General features: G+C 29.8%; 20 protein-coding genes and 1 riboswitch. Of the genes, 1 reads left to right on the forward strand and 19 read right to left on the reverse strand.

Going from position 1 to position 19,745, the window contains the following annotated elements:
* Positions 1-387: 387 nt before the first annotated feature.
* From grdD to ACTG46_RS13110, 9 genes are all read right to left on the reverse strand, one after another.
* Positions 388-1,533: a glycine/sarcosine/betaine reductase complex component C subunit alpha gene (gene grdD, locus ACTG46_RS13070; protein WP_167639962.1), complete on the reverse strand. Its 1,146-nt coding sequence runs from the start codon at positions 1,531-1,533 to the stop codon at positions 388-390.
* A 10-nt stretch (positions 1,534-1,543) separates the two neighbouring features.
* The gene (gene grdC, locus ACTG46_RS13075) at positions 1,544-3,076 is read right to left on the reverse strand and encodes a glycine/sarcosine/betaine reductase complex component C subunit beta (RefSeq protein WP_054270953.1); all 1,533 of its coding nucleotides are present in this window, start codon (positions 3,074-3,076) and stop codon (positions 1,544-1,546) included.
* Between the two features lie 253 nt (positions 3,077-3,329).
* Positions 3,330-4,640, reverse strand: a complete 1,311-nt coding sequence (gene grdB / locus ACTG46_RS13080) for a glycine reductase complex selenoprotein B (protein WP_079739758.1) — start codon at positions 4,638-4,640, stop codon at positions 3,330-3,332.
* A 31-nt stretch (positions 4,641-4,671) separates the two neighbouring features.
* Positions 4,672-5,145, reverse strand: a complete 474-nt coding sequence (grdA, locus tag ACTG46_RS13085; protein WP_079739759.1) for a glycine/sarcosine/betaine reductase complex selenoprotein A — start codon at positions 5,143-5,145, stop codon at positions 4,672-4,674.
* Positions 5,146-5,257: 112 nt separating this feature from the next.
* On the reverse strand, positions 5,258-6,544 hold the full coding sequence (locus tag ACTG46_RS13090) for a glycine/sarcosine/betaine reductase component B subunit (protein ID WP_054270955.1): 1,287 nt from the start codon (positions 6,542-6,544) through the stop codon (positions 5,258-5,260).
* A gap of 268 nt (positions 6,545-6,812) precedes the next feature.
* Positions 6,813-7,130, reverse strand: a complete 318-nt coding sequence (gene trxA, locus ACTG46_RS13095; protein WP_021385220.1) for a thioredoxin TrxA — start codon at positions 7,128-7,130, stop codon at positions 6,813-6,815.
* 68 nt (positions 7,131-7,198) lie between these two features.
* Complete coding sequence (gene trxB / locus ACTG46_RS13100; RefSeq protein ID WP_021385149.1) at positions 7,199-8,146, reverse strand: thioredoxin-disulfide reductase; 948 nt, start codon at positions 8,144-8,146, stop codon at positions 7,199-7,201.
* A gap of 95 nt (positions 8,147-8,241) precedes the next feature.
* Positions 8,242-8,613 (reverse strand): GrdX family protein, encoded by a 372-nt coding sequence (locus ACTG46_RS13105; protein WP_054270956.1) that lies wholly within the window; start codon positions 8,611-8,613, stop codon positions 8,242-8,244.
* Between the two features lie 103 nt (positions 8,614-8,716).
* Positions 8,717-8,827, reverse strand: a riboswitch (glycine riboswitch).
* A 329-nt stretch (positions 8,828-9,156) separates the two neighbouring features.
* Entirely contained in the window at positions 9,157-10,851 is a 1,695-nt protein-coding gene (locus ACTG46_RS13110; protein ID WP_479922973.1) for a M3 family oligoendopeptidase, read from the reverse strand.
* A gap of 512 nt (positions 10,852-11,363) precedes the next feature.
* On the opposite strand from ACTG46_RS13110, the gene yidA reads away from it, so the two are divergent.
* Positions 11,364-12,185, forward strand: a complete 822-nt coding sequence (yidA, locus tag ACTG46_RS13115; protein ID WP_054270958.1) for a sugar-phosphatase — start codon at positions 11,364-11,366, stop codon at positions 12,183-12,185.
* A 135-nt stretch (positions 12,186-12,320) separates the two neighbouring features.
* Here the strand turns inward: yidA and saoL are convergent, their stop codons facing one another.
* The 10 genes from saoL to nadC all read right to left on the reverse strand — a co-directional run bounded on the left by saoL (position 12,321) and on the right by nadC (position 19,738).
* Positions 12,321-12,962, reverse strand: a complete 642-nt coding sequence (gene saoL / locus ACTG46_RS13120) for a MerB-like organometallic lyase SaoL (protein WP_479922974.1) — start codon at positions 12,960-12,962, stop codon at positions 12,321-12,323.
* A gap of 12 nt (positions 12,963-12,974) precedes the next feature.
* A complete protein-coding gene (gene saoA / locus ACTG46_RS13125) occupies positions 12,975-13,727 on the reverse strand; it encodes an ABC transporter ATP-binding protein SaoA (RefSeq protein ID WP_054270961.1) in 753 nt (250 codons plus the stop codon).
* Entirely contained in the window at positions 13,727-14,533 is an 807-nt protein-coding gene (gene saoP, locus ACTG46_RS13130) for an ABC transporter permease subunit SaoP (RefSeq protein WP_243192666.1), read from the reverse strand. The genes saoA and saoP overlap by 1 nt, the downstream gene beginning before the upstream one ends.
* Entirely contained in the window at positions 14,494-15,282 is a 789-nt protein-coding gene (saoB, locus tag ACTG46_RS13135) for an ABC transporter substrate-binding (seleno)protein SaoB (RefSeq protein WP_243192749.1), read from the reverse strand. Before saoB ends, saoP begins: the two co-directional genes overlap by 40 nt.
* Before the next feature lie 13 nt (positions 15,283-15,295).
* Complete coding sequence (saoX, locus tag ACTG46_RS13140; protein ID WP_054277130.1) at positions 15,296-16,387, reverse strand: ABC transporter substrate-binding subunit SaoX; 1,092 nt, start codon at positions 16,385-16,387, stop codon at positions 15,296-15,298.
* A gap of 34 nt (positions 16,388-16,421) precedes the next feature.
* The gene (saoC, locus tag ACTG46_RS13145; RefSeq protein WP_284182112.1) at positions 16,422-16,880 is read right to left on the reverse strand and encodes a Cys-Cys-COOH (seleno)protein SaoC; all 459 of its coding nucleotides are present in this window, start codon (positions 16,878-16,880) and stop codon (positions 16,422-16,424) included.
* Positions 16,873-17,958, reverse strand: coding sequence for an efflux transporter SaoE (gene saoE, locus ACTG46_RS13150; protein ID WP_054270967.1), 1,086 nt, complete (start codon positions 17,956-17,958; stop codon positions 16,873-16,875). Before saoE ends, saoC begins: the two co-directional genes overlap by 8 nt.
* Positions 17,959-17,983: 25 nt before the next feature.
* Positions 17,984-18,241 (reverse strand): thioredoxin-like (seleno)protein SaoT, encoded by a 258-nt coding sequence (saoT, locus tag ACTG46_RS13155; RefSeq protein ID WP_243192668.1) that lies wholly within the window; start codon positions 18,239-18,241, stop codon positions 17,984-17,986.
* 88 nt (positions 18,242-18,329) lie between these two features.
* On the reverse strand, positions 18,330-18,662 hold the full coding sequence (gene saoD / locus ACTG46_RS13160; RefSeq protein ID WP_054270968.1) for a DsrE-related protein SaoD: 333 nt from the start codon (positions 18,660-18,662) through the stop codon (positions 18,330-18,332).
* A gap of 263 nt (positions 18,663-18,925) precedes the next feature.
* Positions 18,926-19,738, reverse strand: coding sequence for a carboxylating nicotinate-nucleotide diphosphorylase (gene nadC, locus ACTG46_RS13165; RefSeq protein WP_479924069.1), 813 nt, complete (start codon positions 19,736-19,738; stop codon positions 18,926-18,928).
* Positions 19,739-19,745: the final 7 nt, after the last annotated feature.

Genomic DNA, 19,745 nt, shown 5'->3' on the forward strand with positions numbered 1-19,745 from the left:
ACAGTCACATCAATTTTATTTGATATGATTTATTGATTCTTTTTTGACTAAATGCTCTATACTTAAATAATTTTTCTTTATACATAAAACTTAATTAATATCCTCCACAACAAGATATCTTTTTATAGTCTAACTTCTAATTACTTTTTACAGAACTGTTTAAATTAAACAATTTATCAGAAAAGGACATATTAGGGCTTTGTAAAAATAATTTAAGAATAGATATATATTTCTTAGAAAAAATACAAAAATAAGGTTATGATTTTTAAAACCATAACCTTATAAATACTTAATTATCACTTAAAAAATAAATTTATATTTAAAGAGTACACATAAACATTTCCCAACTTATCAATTAGAAAATCACATCTTTTAATATACTCCTACCTATTTTGCAGTATATCCAGCTTTAGTTAAAGTTTCAACTGCTAAATCACCTTTAGCTTCATTTACTAAAACTATTGGACCTGTACAACCCATACCACTTTCAGCATAGATTCCATTTTTCCATAACTCAGATACTGCATCTTCTAAATCCATTATATCAACACCAGCTATTTGACGAGTAACAACCTCTTTATCTGGCATTTTAACTTCTACTTTTTCAGCTTTAACTTCTTTTTTAGTAAGAGAAGATATAATATCATCAAATTTTGCTTTTTTAACTTTTTCAAATTCACTTCTTGCAACATTACTTATATCGCCCTTTACAACATCATAGGCGTATTTTAGTGCATTTGCTACTACTGGAGAACCTGATGCTCTTGATACTATAAGAACTCTTCTATCATAGTCTTCTCCAACCCCTGGACCATATCCAAAGCCTTGAGCCTCATAATCTCCACCTGTAGTATATGAAGAAAATACTTTCATAAATATATTTCCAGATAATGTATCAGTAACCATAACATCAGGTGCACCTACAAGTAAATCATTACCTCTCATTACACAGCCACCATCTGCTCTAATTGAATCAGCAAACTCCATGTCATATCCATTATCTTTTAATTCTTTTAAACATTTCTCAACTTGTCTTGCTCCATCTACATTAAGTATTCCAACCTTTGGGCATTTATTCCCAATTGATTTAGCTGTAGCAATACCATAAATGGCATTTCTCACCATTGCTTCTATTCTATTAGTAGCACTTGTTCCTGTTGTAGTTGCAAGTATCATTTCTTTTCCTTTGGCTGGAGTTATCACTCTACCTACTGTAGATACACCTATTGGAAAATTATAGTGCATAGTAACACAAGCATCAATGTATCCTGAATCTAATAATTCTTCCATTTTTGAATGCATTTCTTTTTCATCATTAACTTCAACTACTTCAAGGTCAGTTTCTACTTTTGGTCCAATAAGTACTATATCAAATAAATTAGATTTTGCTAATTGTGCACCATTAACCATGTTCTCTACACCATGCTCACTTCCAAGTGTAGTCACACCAATTTTTACTTTTTTGCCAAATTCGCCGCTTTCTATTGCATTAGCTACTTCTAAGAATACATCTGCGATTACTTTTTTTGACATATCCTCACCCCTATTCTTCTAACATGTCTAGTGCTAGTTTTTTCATAGATTCAGCTATTATCTTCTTAATTTCATCCTTAGATATTCCTGAAGTCTCTTCAGTAATACCTGTATTTCTTTCAGCTATAAAAGATACTCCATCAAATAAGTTAGTCATTCTTCCTAAGAATAAACTACCTTTTCCAACTATCATAGCTCTATTTCTCTCACCTGTAGTTAAATCATCTATTAAAAATCCTATATAAGGAGCTCCTGATGGTATATGTCCTTGAGTTGGTGCCCATCCTGGTAATCCTTTATTAGAAACAAAGTCTTTTAACTCTTTCTTTTCTAAGTCTCCACGCTTAACAGCAAGTGCTCCTATCATTTTATAGTTTGCTTCTGGAACATCTCCTGCTCCTGCTGGCTTAGTTATATCTGGGTTTTGCATTTCAACAGAGTATACATCGACATCTGTTATTTTTAAATTAGCTCTATCAAGACCTGAAGTTATAAGTGCTGTCATAACTGCTTGAGGTGAAGAACCAGTTCCAACAGTATGTTTGCCTGTTAAATCAGTTCTTATAACTGGATTTATTCCATCATTTTCAGATACAAGTACTGCAAATCCTCCAACAACATCTTCAAGTACAGGAAGTCCTTTTTTAACATGGTCTTTAGCATTCATTCCAAGTTTAGCACTTGCTCCACCTGCTACTACCATTACATTCTTGTGTATTCCAGCTTTTACTAGGGCTGCAGCTTGAATTAATGCATGTGTTGGTGCTGCACAGAATCCTCTTGTGTCAGAACCAGTTGCATTTTGAAGTCCTGCTATCTCAGCTATTGATTTAGCAAAGTTTCCTCCACCTCTTTGGTTTATATCTCCACAAGCTTCTTCTGAACACTCAATAACATAATCTATTTCAGCAGGGTCTATTTTGCTATGTCTTAGCATTTGAATAGCAGATAAAACTCCAGATGCTTTTACTACTAAATTTTCAAACATTGTATGAGCATTTAGGTTAACATCTACATCATGTGCTCTTTTTACATAACCAATGAATTTTCCATTATGGTATAATCCTTCTGCTATGTGTGTTGCTACTAATTCTTTACCTTCTTCTATATCATCACCCTTTAATTTACTTACAAATGGAGCAATTTCAGGGTAGTTGTTTTCGATTTTTGGTTTTACTTCATCAATAAATTCTTGTGATAATTTTACTAAATCAAATGCATCACTTATTTGCATTAAAGCTATGAACTCATCTTGAGGCATTATTTCTCCAAATTTACCATTTCTATTTCCCTCAATCTTTTGTTCACACCATGGCATTGGTAAATCTCTTAATTCCTCTGGTCTTCTATTTCCTATATAAACTTGATTTGGCATGTAGTTAACTACATCTTCGTAACTTCTTATATGATTGCTTACTTCCTTTAAAAATTCTGAATCTGGATTTGTTGCTCTTTCAACTGTACAAGTACTTCCATTTTGCACTATCATATCTGGAGTATGAATAAGTACATAGCCTGCCCCTTTTAAAACTGGATAAGTCATTTTGTGCACCTCCATAAATTTTATGAACACTTATTTTTTAATTTAATTAAAGACTCTAATTGTTGTTATTTTTGTTTTGTTGTATATTTGATTCTATTATTGTTTATGTATTTTGGCATTTTTTAAGATTTCATGAATGAATAACTCCAATTTACCCATTCATGAAATCTATATTATTTTTTTGTGTATAGTTATTTTTTATTTTTAGTGTGTGTTTATATTTTTATCTATATAATATATGTGTGTGTTATTTTTATTTTTCAAATACTGTTTGACCATCTACTTCTGTAGTTAAAGCGTTTAATGCTTTTTCTACAAGGCCTCTTCTTAAGGCTTTTTCTTCTGTAGGGTCAAGCGCTGGATTTCCAAGTGGATGAGGTATTGCTATAGTTGGAACTATTCTATTAGCCCCTACTGTTAATGAAATAGGTACTACTGTACACATATGAACTACTGGAAGTCCAGTTTTTTCTATTTCTTTTACCATCGTTGCACCGCAACGAGTACAAGTACCTCATGTAGAAGTTAATATTACTGCATCTACACCATCAGCCACTAATGCCGCTCCAATTTCAGAAGCATATTTTTTAGAGTTTGCAACAGATGTACCATTACCTACAGTTGTGTAGAAAGTTTCATGTAATTTTCCAATCACACCTTCTTTTTCTAAATCTCTAAGAACATCAACAGGTAATACTCTATCTGCATCTAAATTTGCATACACTGGGTCATATCCACCATGTGCAGTTTCATAAGTCTCTTCTGTTAAATCCATAACTCCTGCTATAGAATAAGTTCCATATTTAGAAGCTGAAGAAGACTCTATTCTATCAGGGTTTCCTTTTGGAACTATACCACCTGAAGTAACTAAAGCTATTTTGCATTTTGATAAATCTTTTACAGCGTTACTTGGGTCAACTCTATCAAAGTTTGGCATTGGGTATTCAGTTTCAAATGGTTCACCTTTTATTTTCTTAACTAACATGTCAACAGCTCTCTTAGAACCTCTGTCTTCATGGAAATAATTAACTCTTATTCCTCTAGCTATGTATCCTTCATCTTTAGGAGTTCCAATTTCTTCTCCATTAGCAAGTTTTACTGCAAGCTTTGCTATTTTAGGAAGTGCTTTTCTCATACCTGCTGCAGAATCAGAAGTTTCTACTACATAAACTTCTTTTTTGAACATATCTGCACCTGGATTTTCAATATACATACCTGTTAGGGCTGGTATATTTAAAGCATCTTTTACAACTTTAGTTATTGTTCCAGCAGCAACTCCATATCTACCAGCATTAAATGCAGGACCAGCTATGAAAAGTTGTGGTTCAAAACCTTTTATCATTCCTAAAACTTCTTCACTTGCACTGTCTATATTTTCATTGAAGTAGCTATCTCCACATACTACTGTTCCAACTATTTCAATATCTTCACCTAATAATTTATCAAGTTGTAAACTTATTGGAGGTAAAGTTTCTGCCACATGTGGCTTAGTATCAGCTTTTTCTTCTCCACCTATACCAGCAAAGAACTGATTAATATAATGTACCGCTTTTAGTTTTCCCATCTCTTAGTTTCACCCCTTTTGCTTTTAGGCATTAAAATTTACAAAATTCTTCTCTTATACCAGACATTTCTTCTTCTATTTCTTCAACTTCTAAAACCATTTCCATCATACTTATTTGATCTTCATATACAGTTTCATCAAATAAAGCTTTCATTGGTTCTTCTACAACATGGTAAACACTTAATCCTAAAGCAACTCCAGCAAGTGGTCCAGCGAAAGTTGGATCCCCAGCAGTTACTGTTTCGGCTGCAAGACCTGCAGCTTCGGCTTCAGCAGCACCTAGTAAAATCACAACATTTTCAGCTCCGAATTTATCAGCAGCTTCTTTAACTCTGTTTTGATTTTCTAAGTCCATAGCCCCAGCAGCAGTTCAGACAAAGCATTCTGTAGATGAGAAAACAACCTCTGCTCCTTCTACTGTTTTTACACATTCTTCTATCGCAGGTCCTGGTATACCATCACGGTCACCTATTATAAGAACCTTTTTATTACTAAGTAAACTCATAATAATCCTCCTTATTATATTTCTAATATATTTTTTTATATCTATAACATTTATTATAATTTATCTATAATATGTTTAATTAACATTACTCAATCGTTTAATAAAATACTTCTTAATATCCTTTAGCAGTTAAATGACCAAATCCTGTTTCATTAGTTGCACCTGTTATAGCTTGTATTTCAACTTCAATAGTTCCATCAGCCTTTAAGCTTCCATCAGAACCACCAGCTATTACATCTACTACTTCTAAATGACCAATTACTTTATCTAATTTAGGAAGTACTACAACTTGGTTAGCATTTCCACCTGTTACAACAGCATCAGCTCTTACATCTGCATCTGCAAGTGATTGAGAACCTCCATCACGTCCAGCATATTCATCTGTAACTATAACAGTTTTTACACCTTGCATTTCTATCTTCTTACAGTTCATTATAAGGTCAGTATCTGGATTTCCAAAACCTTCTTGTGAAACTATAACTGCATCTAATCCTAAGTATTTACATAATTTAGAAGTCCAGTTTGAAGATCTTTCTTTGTCTGCTAGGTAAACATTTTCATTAGTTATAATTACACCTACAAAGTTTATATCTTTACCATGTCTTGCATATAAGTCTTCAACAACTCCATTGTTTATATGAACATAACTTGGGTTTTTGTCACACGCAGAAACACAGTTACCACTTACAATTGCTCCGTCCATTAATTCTGTTGGATATAATAAAGTTGGTACTATTTGTTTTGCATCCACTCCATATACATAAGTATCATGTAATAATCCTTGAGTTTGAAGCATGTAAACATATCCTACTTTTGGAAGTTCTGGATATTCTTTTATTGACTCAAGAAGAGGCTTAGTTTCATATACTGAAACTTCATCTGGAGTAAGATTTCTTGCTGCTTCTCCTAAATACATTGCTGCTTTAAATCCTATCATTCTAACAGCTTTTTCATGAGCATATTGTTTTAAACCATCAATAGGTTCAGCTATTACTACAACATTATTTAATTTAGAAAATGGAGTGTATTTAGCTCCTTCTCCAGTCATGTCTACTATACCTTCTTGGAAACCTACTATTTTTCCAGTAGTTACAACAGCTACACCTTTTAAAGCATGAGTTTTTCCTTCTCCTACAGTGTCAACTTTAGACATTATACCTGGGAATATTCCCCCATTACCTTCAACTTTTACTCTTGGCTCGATAACATCTTTTACAGGTGTTATTCTTACGCTTTCACCTGGACGAGCTAATTCTATATCTATAGATTTTATATGCTCATCTCCACCAATCTCTTGTAGCATCTCTTGCTTATTGATGAATAATACTCCATCTTTTACTTCTGTTACATCACCAAATTGAATATCTTTTATAAAGATTTTCCCTAATTCAAGACGCATACTTGCACCTCCTGTTATTTAATTTGTGTATATGCATTTGAGTTTTTCTCAAAATTATATCATTTTATAACTTTTATTAAAGATAATTTTATAATATAGTATTTTTATGTCTTAAATATTTGTTATATTATTAAAAAATATTTACTGTAAAAAAATTATTTTATTTAAAATTATTTTTTTAACAAACTTGGATATAAAAACCTCTTTTATCTTATTATCTTCAGACTAAAACATATTTTTACTTTATTGTTAATATTTCTCCAATATCTTAAAGATATTTTTTAATCATGTCTTCTATATTAGGAACTGTAGCATCATCTTTAGTAACTTCGTCTACTTTTTCCCCATCTTTGTATATAGCCATAGTTGGAAGACCTAATACTTTTTGTTTTATAGCTAATCTTCTAGCTTTTGTTGTATCCATCTTACAGAATTTTATTTTGTCCCCATAAGTCTCAGCTAATTTATGAACATCTGGCATTAAAGCTTTACAAGGCTCACAACCTTCACTCCAGAAATCAACAAATACAAAACCTTCTGCGTTTAAAACTTCTTCTTCAAATGTAGCTTTATCTAAATCTAACATTTTATTTTTCCCCCTTGAAATTTTTATTTTATTTTAAATATTATTTATTAAATTTAATTTACAGACTTTTAATTTCCAAACTTTTCATCAATGTATTTCTCAGCTACTATAGATGCAATTGCTCCATCATTAGTTGCCGTTACAACCTGTCTTAGAGTTTTAGATCTACAATCTCCTGCTGCAAATACACCTGGTATGTTAGTTTTCATGTCTTCATCAGTTATTATATAACCTTTTTCGTCCATATCAACTTTACCTTTGAATAAATCAGTTTGAGCATCTAATCCAACGAAAACAAATACTCCCATTGTTCCATCTTCTTCATCTGCAAAATATTCATGAGTTTCTCCAGTAATCTTGTTTTTAAATACTACTGACTCTAATATTCCATCACCTTTGATTTCTTCTATTACTGTATCTAATAAGAATTCTATCTTTGGATTAGCTTTTGCTTTTTCTTCAACACTCTTAGCACATCTAAATCCTTGTCTTCTATGTACAATTGTTACTTTTCTAGCAAATTTAGTTAAATACATTGCTTCTTCTAATGCACTATCTCCTCCACCTACAACAAACACTTCAAAGTCTTCAAAGAAATCTGCATCGCAAGTTGCACAATATGAAACACCTTTACCAGTAAGTTCTTTTTCCCCTGGGCAACCAATTTTTCTTGGAGTTGCTCCTGTTCCTATTATTACTGCTTTAGCTCTATACTCTGCTTTTTGGCCTTTTAAAACTTTTATATCTCCATCTAGCTCAGTATCTACAATGTTATCTCTTAGAATTTCTGCTCCAAACTCTTTGCATTGTTCAACCATTCTAGCTATTAAACTTGGTCCTGTTGCATTTGGAACTGACCCTGGATAATTTGCAATTTCATGTGTTATTACAATTTGCCCACCAGTTTTGTCTTTTTCTAGGATTAGAGTATTCAACTTTGCTCTTGCCCCATAAAGCCCTGCTGCAAGCCCTGCTGGTCCTGAACCAATTATTACTAAGTCATATACATTTTCCATTTTGACTTATCCTCCCCAATTAGATTTCTCATTTTATTTAATATTAAATTAGATTTAATATTTAGGCTGCTTTAATAACTTTTTAACAATTTTTTTTATTCATACTGCATTCTTTGTATTGTATTATAAAATATATCATAATCAATTACTCTAAAGTCGTCTTGAACACTTTCTGTCCATTTTGGAGTCTTTTTATTATTCTGAAATTTACTTGCAGTGATGATTGCTTCTTCAATTAAGGTTAAAGAGTTTATATCCAAACGATTTCCTCTTTTTAGTATAATAGTTCTATAAGGTGTTTCATTTGGTTTTACACTCCCATAGAGTGGATGAGATAAAAGTTCATATCCTTCATGTATCAAATCTCTACTTGCTTCTAAGATACCAATATAAGTTGTGTCTTTAAACAAAACTTCTCTTTCTTGAACTTCTTCTCTTACTTTTGGATTATTTGTAATTATTATCATTTTTTTACTCTCTTTCAATCTTTTATTTATTACTTGATAAATAAAAAACAGGAAAAACAAATCTCCCAATTTGTCTTCCCTGTTAAAATCATTTTCAGAGCCCCGTCCAAGTACAGTCATTTTTACCTGAGAATTTCATCTAATCTTTTGGGTAAATAGGATTAAATTTGTCCCTTCGGTCGCTTTTTATAAAGCAGTCTCCCATACTCTTCATCCGGATTATTAAGTTATCAGAAAATTGAAAATTAAGCAATTTATCCTTTGTTTTCTATAAATAGCTTTTTTCTATCTCTGTTGACTTAAGTATATAAACATTCTATAAAATTTGCAATAGTTTTTTTATATGTATTTTGTATACATTTTTACTTTTTTTCCAAGTGTTGATATTGCATATTTCCTGTATTTTCTTTTTTTTTTAAGTACAAACCTTTTTTGGTTTACTTTCTCAAACTGATTAAAAATATAACTATTTGTGTATCATCCCTTTGATTTTTACATATTCTTTAATTTTTCTTTTTTATATGGTAAAATTCTCATAATTTTTTATAATTTGCTATCATTTACTTCATCAAACCAAGATTTAACCTCCCCTATGATAGACTTAACACAGTCATTATCAAATGGTGAATGTAGATTTCCCACACTTACAATATCTAAAAATGATTTTGTTCCTCCAACTCTACAAATATTTATATAATCTTGCCATCCTGCATCTCTATCTTGAATCATTTTTTTCCAAAATTGTAATGCACAAAGTTGAGCTAGTACATAGTCTATATAATAAAATGGATTTTTAAATATATGACCTTGCTTAAACCACCAACACCCTCTATCTAAAAAAGAATTATTGTCATAGTTCCTATGAGGTAAGTATTTTTTCTCTAAATATCTCCATTTTTCTTTTCTTTTTGCTTTATCCTCATTAGGATTTTTATAAACATAATGCTGAAATTCATCAACAATTATTCCATAAGGTATAAATTTGACGGCTGTCGACAAGTGAGTAAATTTATATTTATCTGTATCTTCTTTAAAAAACAGATTCATCCATGGCCATGTTATAAATTCCATACTCATTGAATGAATTTCACAACTGTCAAGTGTTGGAAAATTAATCTCTGGCATATCAATCCATCTAGACATGTATAACTGGAACGCATGTCCTGCTTCATGTGTTAATACATCTATGTCATCATAAGTTTGATTGAAGTTAGAAAAAATGAATGGTGACTTGTAGTCTGGTATGTAGGTACAATAACCTCCAGCTCCTTTTCCTTTCTTTGTTTCTAAATCCATAAGTTCATTTTCTAGCATAAAATTAAAAAATTCCTCTGTTTCTTTTGAAAGTTCACTATACATCCTTTGCCCATTCTGAATTATGTACTTTGAATCACCTTTTAATCTTGCATTTCCTGTTAAAAATTCCACGTCTTCATCTATGTAACTTAAGTTTTCTAGACCAAGTCTTTTAGCTTGTTTTTTATAAAGCTCATTGGCCATTGGAACAACATATTTTAATACTTGCTTTCTAATATTTTCTACCATATCTTCTCTATAGTCACTTCTCATCATTCTGATATATCCAAGCTCTACAAAATCTTCAAAGCCTAATTTTTTAGATATCTTATCTCTAAGTTTAACTAATTTATCAAATATGTCATCAAATTTTGATTCATTTTCTTCAAAAAAATTATAATATGCTTTGTTGGCCAATTCTCTTGTCTTCCTACAATTAGAGTACATAAACTTTCCCATGCTAGATAAATTTCTTTCTTCTCCATCGAACATTATTTGTGCTGATGCTAAAAGTTTAGTATACTCTGAACACAATTTATTTTCTTCTTGCAATTCACTTATTATATCTTTAGAAAAACTTTTCAGAGAATAGTCTATTATTGTGAAAAATTGTTTCCCAAATTTTTTTATTAAATCACATTTAAACTTTGAATTTATTACAACATCATAAAAATAAGAATTTAACTCTTCATACAAAGGCAAATATTCATCCCAGTAATTTTTTTCCTCTTGATAGAATTTATTAAGTGTATCTATACTGTATCTTATTGATGCTATATTTGACAACGTTTCTATTTTATTTCTCAATAAATTAATCTTATGTATATTTTCTTGTTGTTCTTCATAGGTACAGGATTTTTTTATACCTTCTACACACTTCAAAAATTCTTTTTTTATACTATCATAATTGGGTCTTTCATACTTAAATTGTGAAAACTTCATTTAAAACGCTCCTTTGCAACTTTATTTTATATCTTTATATCATACTTTTATATCTTCGATATACATAGTTTTATATACTGCCTAAGTCTAATTTATAAATTATTATATATATTAAATATTCTTTACATTGTAATCATGTTGAATAATAACATATGATTGATATAATTACAATATTTTGTGATATAAAATCAACTACCATGTATATTATTAGAAAAACATTCATATAAAAACCGTAGCTTTTATAACAAATACTTCTATTTATATAATAATGCAAACGATAGCATTTTTATAATTGATACTTACAAAACAATTAAAAATCTACTTTTTAAATATACATATTATATAGATAATATTTTTATCAAAAAATTAATACTATTAAACTTTCTAAATTGCTTATCTCTTGGTATAATAGTATACAAAACTAATCATATTTTCCACTGAAATTTTGTTCAACACTAGTTGTGTCAACGTTTTCACAGGAAAATTGAGTATATAATTTACTGGAGGTTGATATGTACAAATTAATCGCATTAGATATTGATGGAACAATATTAAACACACAAAAAAGGATTACTCCTGAGGTCTTTGATTCTATTCAAGAAGCAAAAAAGGCTGGTGCCAAAGTTGTTATAACAACAGGCAGACCTCTTCCTGGTGTAAAAGCACTTCTAAATCAATTAAACTTAACAGATGAAGGTGATTATGTTATATGTTTTAATGGAGCCGTTATTCAAGAAGTCAAGAGTGAAGAAATTATACATGATGTGGAAATGACTTTAGATGACTTTGATTTTATATATAATAACGTTTGTAAAAAATATAATACCAAAATACACATAAATACAATGACCAATTTAATTACACCAAACGAAATTCCTGGTAAGTATACTCTTCATGAAGCTAAATTAAATGATATAGATGTTAAATATATACAAAAAGATAAAATTGATGAATCTATTAAAATCTGTAAAATTATGATAGTTGATGAACCAGAAAGATTAGAAGAAATTATACAACAGCTACCTAAAAATTTATTCAATAAATATACTATAGTAAGGTCTGCTCCTTTTTATCTAGAGTTTTTAGGTAAAACTACTAATAAAGGAACTGCACTTAAGACATTGTGTACTAATTTAGATATTCCTATAGAAGAAGCTATTGCTGTTGGTGATGAAGAAAATGACCAACATATGATAAAGTATGCAGGTCTTGGTGTAGCTATGGGAAATGCACGTGATAGTATAAAAGAAATTGCTGATTATGTTACAGATACCAATAACGAAAATGGAGTTGCAAAGGTTATAAATAAATATATACTTAATAGAGCTATTTAAACATATAAAAAACTAAAAATACATCTTTAGCTTTAAATTCTATTTAATCTATATACTTGATAATAAAAGTATATAGATTAAATATTATCTAATATTTTTAGCTAAAGGTTGTTTTAGTTTTTCATATATGTATATCTAGGATAATACTTTTTGTTTCAATTTAAATATTTTATATGATTCTACTATTGCTTCATTAATATCTAAACAATATACATCATCGTCATCTGATAAACCATATTCTTTTATCCAAGCATCAAAATCATTCTTCGTCCAGAAGAAATTCATTATATTTCAGCAACTTGCTGCCCAGTTTGAATATTTATCAAGATTTATATGAAGCACTCTTAAATGTGGGTTATTGACGTATTCAATTTTTTCGTTTTTTATAAAGATTTCTATTTCTTTCCCTGTAACACTACACATAGAATTTATTCTTACATCTTGATTAAATGTGCAAGAAGTTCCTATAGCATCTATAGCACACATTGCACTAAAACTTCGCCCATCGCTCAAAGTTACTTTATGATTAGTTGGTAATGCTGATACAGGATATATAAAATTTATACTATCTTCATCAACAACCATTATATTTTTATCAATAAAATATTGTAATGTATTTTCTATATATTCCTTTTCTAACTTCAAATTTTTACTTATATATTCAATCACTTCCTGAAGTGTAACACTAGAACCTTTATCTATTATTACATCCATAATAGATAGTCTTATTTTTTGTTGTACGTTATCCAAACTATTGTATTTTTCTATTTGACTCATATCTACTCCTCTTTAAACTTCATAACACTTCGATAAAGTATCAGTTAATCTATTCTTATATTCTTCATATTTTTTACTTCCTCTAACTCTAGGTCTTGGAATATCTATGTTTATATCGTCAATAACTCTTCCTTTATCTCTTGACATTACAATAACTCTATCACTCATATATACAGCTTCGTCAACATCATGAGTTACCATTAATGCAGTTATTTTCTTTTTTGTCCATATTCTTTCTAGCTCTTCTTGTAAGTTTTGTCTCATTTGAAAGTCAACTGCTCCCAATGGTTCATCCATTAATAATACTTCTGGATTGCATGCCAAGGCTCTTATCATAGCAACCCTTTGTTTCATCCCTCCAGATAATTGATGAGGAAACAATTTTTCTTTCCCTTTTAAATCTGACATAACTAAAAGTTCTTCTAACATTTCTTCTCTTTTTTCCTTTGGTATTTTCTGTTGTTTCATAGGAAATAGAACATTTCCTCTTATAGTTTTCCAAGGAAATAAAGCATAATTTTGAAATATGAAAGCTCTATCTATACCTGGTTTTTTAACTTTTTTATCATTTATAAAAACATCTCCACTTTCTGATTTTTGAAATCCACCTATTATAGTAAGTAGAGTCGTTTTTCCACACCCTGATGGCCCTAAAAGACAAACAAATTGACCATTTTCTATATCCATACTTATATCTTCTAAAACCTTTGTATGTACTTTATTATTTACAAATGTTTTATTTATATCTCTTACACTTAACTTCATTAATCTGCAAACCTCCATCTACAAAGGATTTTATTTATAAACTTTAATACTCTATCTATTATAAATCCTATTAAAGCTGCAAATATCATAAGCCCAATTAATACATCTGTATGCATTAATGTTTGAGCTTGTACCATTGAGTAACCGAGACCGGCACTCGTAGCTATAAACTCCGCTCAGATAACAGACATCCATCCTGTACTTATAGCTATTCTTGAACCAGTTAGTATATCAGGAAGAGACGCTGGCACTATTACATTTGTAAATATTACAAATGGCGATGCCCCCATACTTCTAGCTGCATTATAATAATCTTTTGATATTGCTCTTACACCTTGAATAGTATTTAAGATTATAGGAAAAACTCCTGAAAAAGCTATTAAAAATATTGTTGGGCCATCTCCTATACCAAACCATACTATAGTAAGAGGCACCCATGCCATTATAGGAACCTGTCTTACAGAATCTACGACTGGAGATAAAACTTTTTCAAAAGTTTTAGAAAATCCCATGATAAACCCTATTGGAAGCCCAAATAATAGCGCATACATAAACCCTTTGAGTACTCTCTGTAATGTTATAAAAAGATTAGTAACTGTCTCTACATCTGTTACACAATAAAAGAAACCTTTTATTACATCTACTGGCATTGGAAGTAATAAAGAGCTTCCTATATCTTTTGCCGCAAAATGCCAAACTGAAAATATAATGACTAAGAGTATTATCTTGTATAGAATATCCATACTACTATCAGATTTTTTCTTAGTTAATCTATCTCTTTTATCTTTAGAAACTTTAATTTCCAATTTCTTATTTCCTCCATATCTATATTTCTTATATTCTTGTACTCTTTCAGTGTATTCTTAAATGTAGATTCATTATTTAAAGCATCAACACTTTTATTGTAAAGTTTTATAAAATCACTATATGCTTTACTTTTTTTAAATTTTTTGCTTACAACTAAAACATAAGTATCATAATCTCCCAATTCAGTTGTAGATTTTCTTGTACCTTCTAATCCGATTGATTTTATACAGTCTATTACAACACCATCTACTAGATTGCTTTCTAATCCATATGCTAATGCAGTCCCTAATAAAGGAGATATTTCTACATTTTCATAATATTTCTTCACTAATTCTGACTGATAATTTCTGTTTTGAATGATTCCAATTTTTTTAGGATTGCTATTACTTAATAAGAATACATCTGAATTTTGAACTACTGTGCCAACAATTTCAAATCCACTAGTTGCATTTACATACTGTTTTGCGGCATCTTTACATATAATTGCTATATCTATTTCCTCTGAACTCAGAGCCCATTGCATTGTACTTGCTCAGCAATCATTAATTGTAAAAGTATCCATTACATCACTTACTTTTATATTTTCAAAGTAGTCTCTATTTACCATATAATTTATTACAAAACCAGAGGTATCATCAGATACCCCTATTCTTAGTTTTCCTTCTATTTCTTCTTTATCTTCAAAATTAAAAAATATTATAAATATACTTCCCAAAACAATAATAAAAAGTATTATTATATTTTTTATATTCTCCATTTATTTATAATACCTTTGCTTTCCAATCTTCATAACTCATACCTTCAGGAAACTCTGGATTAACTTTTTCTTTTATAAATTTATCAAAATCATCTGCTCCACAAGAATCCAATAAACTTGTATCAATTGTATCTTCATATTTAGGTATATCATCTAGTGCTTTTAAATCTTTATACATTTGTAAATTGTTTTTATATTCTTCTCCTGTAACTTTCCAAGTAAGTGTTCTACCTTCTCCAACTGTCTTTTTATAAATAGTTCTAAGTGCAACTTCTTCTTCTACATTATAATATTTTGCAAATATCTTAGCAGCTTCAGCTGGATTTGTATATATGTATTCTATTGCTTTTGTATGGGCTAGAACCAATTTTTTTGCTAAATCTGGATGTTCTTTTATAAAGTTTTTGTTTAATGAGAATGAACAACAGTTATATTCTTTACCATTAGCTTTTTCTTTATATTGAGTAGATGCTATTATTTTTCCTGCACCATCATTTTCAGCTACAGAACCCCAAGGGTCACAAGATGTAAATGCTTGTATTTTTCCAGTCTTAAGAGCTAAGTATTTATCTTTATCTGAATCCATATTTACAATTTCATATTTTGATGGGTCAGTTGGTAGACCTGTTTCTGGTCCATAATCACTTGTCCATAAGAAATCACTCATATCTGTTGCAATTTTTTTACCTAGTAAATCTTTAGGTTCTTTTATATCTTTTGAAACTATTAAATATTCAGAACCGCCAGTATGATTATTAGCTGCTATTGTTATTGGTGAACCTTTAGGTATAGCCCCCACAAGACCTTTTGTTCCTATATAACCGGCATCCATTTTCCCTGCTGCCATAGCTTCAGGAACTTTACCATTTCCAACAGTTTTTACATTAAGACCTAAATCTTTATATATTCCAGCTGCTTCTGCTACTGGTCCAGCAGTCATATGGTCGCAGTTATAATACCCTACTGTTATTGTATAATCATCCTTCCCAGCTTTTGCTTCTTCTTTCTCTTTTGGTTTACTACTACAGCCTGTTAGTATAGATGCCCCCATTACACTAACTAAGATTAATGCTTGAATCTTCTTAGATACTCTCATCTAAATTTCCCACCTTTGTGTATTATTTTTATTTTTAGCAACATTTGTCCATATCTTCTCCAAATAAATCAACAAACTTGTTGCCTTCTACCCTATAAATTGCATACCCTACATTACCATTCTTAGAACCTGACACAATTACTTCTATTGGTGGTTCATCATCAATATTTTTAAAATTTATAGTTTGATTCTCTATAGGTGCTGGTATTGGTTTTGTTATGTAATGACTGTTTTTGTCAGAAACTACCACTACCATTTCATTTGAATTATTACCTTTTTTATATATAACTACTAAATCTTTTTTCCCATCATTATTTAAATCTTCTTCATCACAAGTTATTATATTTTCTTTATGATTTTTTCTAAAATATTCCAATGTTTCTTTATTCACATTTGGAATAGAGGCATCTTCTTCAAGGTTATCATCCACTATCTTTGATAAAACTATTAATGCTACTACTATACAGGATATTATAACTATCTTTTTAAGCATGATTTCCTATGACCTCTTTCATTTTTGGTATTATTGATTTAAATGCAAATAAAATAATTACAATCGTACACACATATTCAAAACTATCTGGTATATTTAACATTAGTTTATTTGCCAACTGTATTGAAGAATTTGTTGTATCTAAATTTACTGAATTGTCATTTACTAAAAGTAAATTTGTTATGTATCCAATTATTATTGAGGATAGTGTCAAAGTTACTGAATATATAATAACAGTTCTTTTCCCAATAAGTTTAAACATACTTATAAGTTCTGGTAAGTTTGTAGCTGCTCCAGCTATTAAAAACGTTATCGCTATCCCAGGAGAAGCTCCACTTGCAACAAGAGCCGCTATAAATGGAATATGTCCTACTGCACACACATACATGACACATGCAAGTATTGCTATACTTCCAAGAGATATCAATCCTGGATTACCTAGATATTTTTGAATTATGCTATTTGGAAAAATTGTTGTTATAAAACCTGCAAAAAGCATTCCCATTACTACATATTTACTAATAGTAAGAGCTAACTCTCCAAAAGACCATTTAAGACCATCAATCAGATTTTCTATAAAACTTCTCTTTTCTTCTTCTAATTCTATTACATCTTCATCTGAATCATTATGCAAAGATAATTCTTCTTTTCCAAAACAATTTCCTAAAAATCCTACTAAAAATGGCACTAAAAAACCAGCTATTAGATAAATAATTGTAACTTTAGGCCCCAAAAGACCTAGACAAAGAACTACAGCTATTGGATTTATTATTGGAGTTGATGTCATAAAAGCAAGCACTGGTCCTAGGTATGCTCCGGAATAATACATACTTATACCAAGTGGGATTACTCCACAGCTACATATTGGTAAAAACATTCCTGAGATAGTACTTTTAATCAAAGAAGAAAATTTCTTATTTCCAAGTTGTTTTTGAAACCTTTTTGGAGTTAAAACATTGTGAAGTACACCTGCTAATATAAAACTTATCATAAGCCATCCTGATGCTCCATTCAATGTAACTATAGAAGCTACTATAGTCTCTTTAATCCCATTTAAAACAATTTCTAATATATTCATTTTTGATACTCCTAATTTTAAACTTTTAACTATTATTTATAGCTTCTACTATCGCCTTTTCAATTGTATCTTTATTTAATCTGTCATATTTTTTTTTCTGATTTATTATTAAAGTTCCTTTTGTTATAATTCCATATTTTTTTACATATGAAAAATCTTTACCTGCCTGATACAGTTTCACTTCCAATTTATCAGTATACTTTTCTGACATTTTTTTTATAAACACTCCATGCTCATCACAAGATGGTCAAGTATTTATAAATTCAACTAAAACTTTAGACATTTGTTCATCCCCTACTCAAACAATTTATCCTTGACTTAAAATAATCCACAGAAAATAAGTTTTCCCATGGATTGTATACCGCACTGTTTTATAATGTTATGACTTGGTCTATACCTGCACTACCTAAACAAGCATATAAGTTTGGAAAACATCCAATCGTAGCCCCATCAACCAAGTTATTCTCTATCCCTCTCTCTATAGCACATTGGTCACAAGCCATTATTATCATATCCGTTTTTTTATGTAATTCACTTAGTTTTTCTCCTATTGGATTCCCTTTAGATAAGAATAATGTATTATCCATAAAGAAAAACATCCCTAGAACATCTACTCCATGAGTTCCTTGTTCTAATTGTGGTATTATCATTTTATCTAAAATTTTATGTACATTAGTACTATTGAAGATATATGCTACTTTCATTTTTATTCCTCCATCCAATTCTTTCCTAAATTTTATACAAATTTTTACATATACAATTATATTATAAGTTCTTTTGTATTTATCTGTAAAATAGATAATAACTATATCATCAAAAGTGTATATAGTATTTTTCTATATAAATTAAATTATTAATTAAACTTTTCTATATTTTTATTAATTTTAATAAATAAAAGATAGACTCCATAAATTTACTATGTAAATTTATGGAGTCTATCTTAATTAAATTTATATCAATATCAAATTTATATATTTCTCAGATTTTTCATACTTATATCGAGAGCTTTGACAGAGTGTGTAAGTGCTCCTACAGAAACAACATCCACTCCAATATTTCCTATAGATTCTATAGTATCTAAATTCACATTCCCAGAAAATTCTACAATTGCTCTTCCATTTATAATATCTATGGCTTGTTTTGCCATTTCTAAGCTCATATTATCCAACATTATTATATCTGCTTTTGCTTCTAAAGCTTCTTTTACCATATCTAAGGTTTCCACTTCTACTTCTATTTTTCTAACAAAAGAAGTGTTTTTTCTAGCTAGTTCAACTGCGTTTTTGACACCACCAGCGGCTCCAATGTGATTGTCTTTAAGCAAAATTCCATCAGATAAATTAAATCTATGATTACATCCTCCACCTACTTTTACAGAATATTTATCTAATATTCTAAGATTAGGTATTGTTTTTCTACTATCTAACAACTTTGTATTTGTACCTTCAAGCTTTTCAACATATTTACTAGTAGTAGTGGCTATACCACTCATTCTTTGTAAATAATTTAATGCCACACGTTCTCCTACAAGTAAATTTCTAGTATTTCCAGTTAATACAGCTATCTTTTCACGATTTTCTACTTTATCACCATCATTTTTATATAACTCTACATCTACATTTCCAAGTATCTCAAAAACCCTCTTAAATACACCTAATCCAGCTATTATACCATCTTGCTTACAAATTAAATCTACAGTAGACTTAGAATTTTCATCCACAATAGAATTAGTTGTTATATCTTCACTTGGAACATCTTCTATTAAAGCATCCTGTATCATTCTATCA

This window comes from Clostridioides sp. LIBA-7678, assembly GCF_056716065.1.

Coding starts and splice junctions, on each gene's coding strand:
- grdD (WP_167639962.1), bottom strand. CDS start 1,533: ATGTCAAAAAAAGTAATCGCAGATGTATTCTTAGAAGTAGCTAATGCA.
- grdC (WP_054270953.1), bottom strand. CDS start 3,076: ATGACTTATCCAGTTTTAAAAGGGGCAGGCTATGTACTTATTCATACT.
- ACTG46_RS13090 (WP_054270955.1), bottom strand. CDS start 6,544: ATGCGTCTTGAATTAGGGAAAATCTTTATAAAAGATATTCAATTTGGT.
- trxA (WP_021385220.1), bottom strand. CDS start 7,130: ATGTTAGATTTAGATAAAGCTACATTTGAAGAAGAAGTTTTAAACGCA.
- trxB (WP_021385149.1), bottom strand. CDS start 8,146: ATGGAAAATGTATATGACTTAGTAATAATTGGTTCAGGACCAGCAGGG.
- ACTG46_RS13105 (WP_054270956.1), bottom strand. CDS start 8,613: ATGATAATAATTACAAATAATCCAAAAGTAAGAGAAGAAGTTCAAGAA.
- ACTG46_RS13110 (WP_479922973.1), bottom strand. CDS start 10,851: ATGAAGTTTTCACAATTTAAGTATGAAAGACCCAATTATGATAGTATA.
- yidA (WP_054270958.1), top strand. CDS start 11,364: ATGTACAAATTAATCGCATTAGATATTGATGGAACAATATTAAACACA.
- saoA (WP_054270961.1), bottom strand. CDS start 13,727: ATGAAGTTAAGTGTAAGAGATATAAATAAAACATTTGTAAATAATAAA.
- saoX (WP_054277130.1), bottom strand. CDS start 16,387: ATGAGAGTATCTAAGAAGATTCAAGCATTAATCTTAGTTAGTGTAATG.
- saoC (WP_284182112.1), bottom strand. CDS start 16,880: ATGCTTAAAAAGATAGTTATAATATCCTGTATAGTAGTAGCATTAATA.
- saoE (WP_054270967.1), bottom strand. CDS start 17,958: ATGAATATATTAGAAATTGTTTTAAATGGGATTAAAGAGACTATAGTA.
- saoD (WP_054270968.1), bottom strand. CDS start 18,662: ATGAAAGTAGCATATATCTTCAATAGTACTAATGTACATAAAATTTTA.
- nadC (WP_479924069.1), bottom strand. CDS start 19,738: ATGATACAGGATGCTTTAATAGAAGATGTTCCAAGTGAAGATATAACA.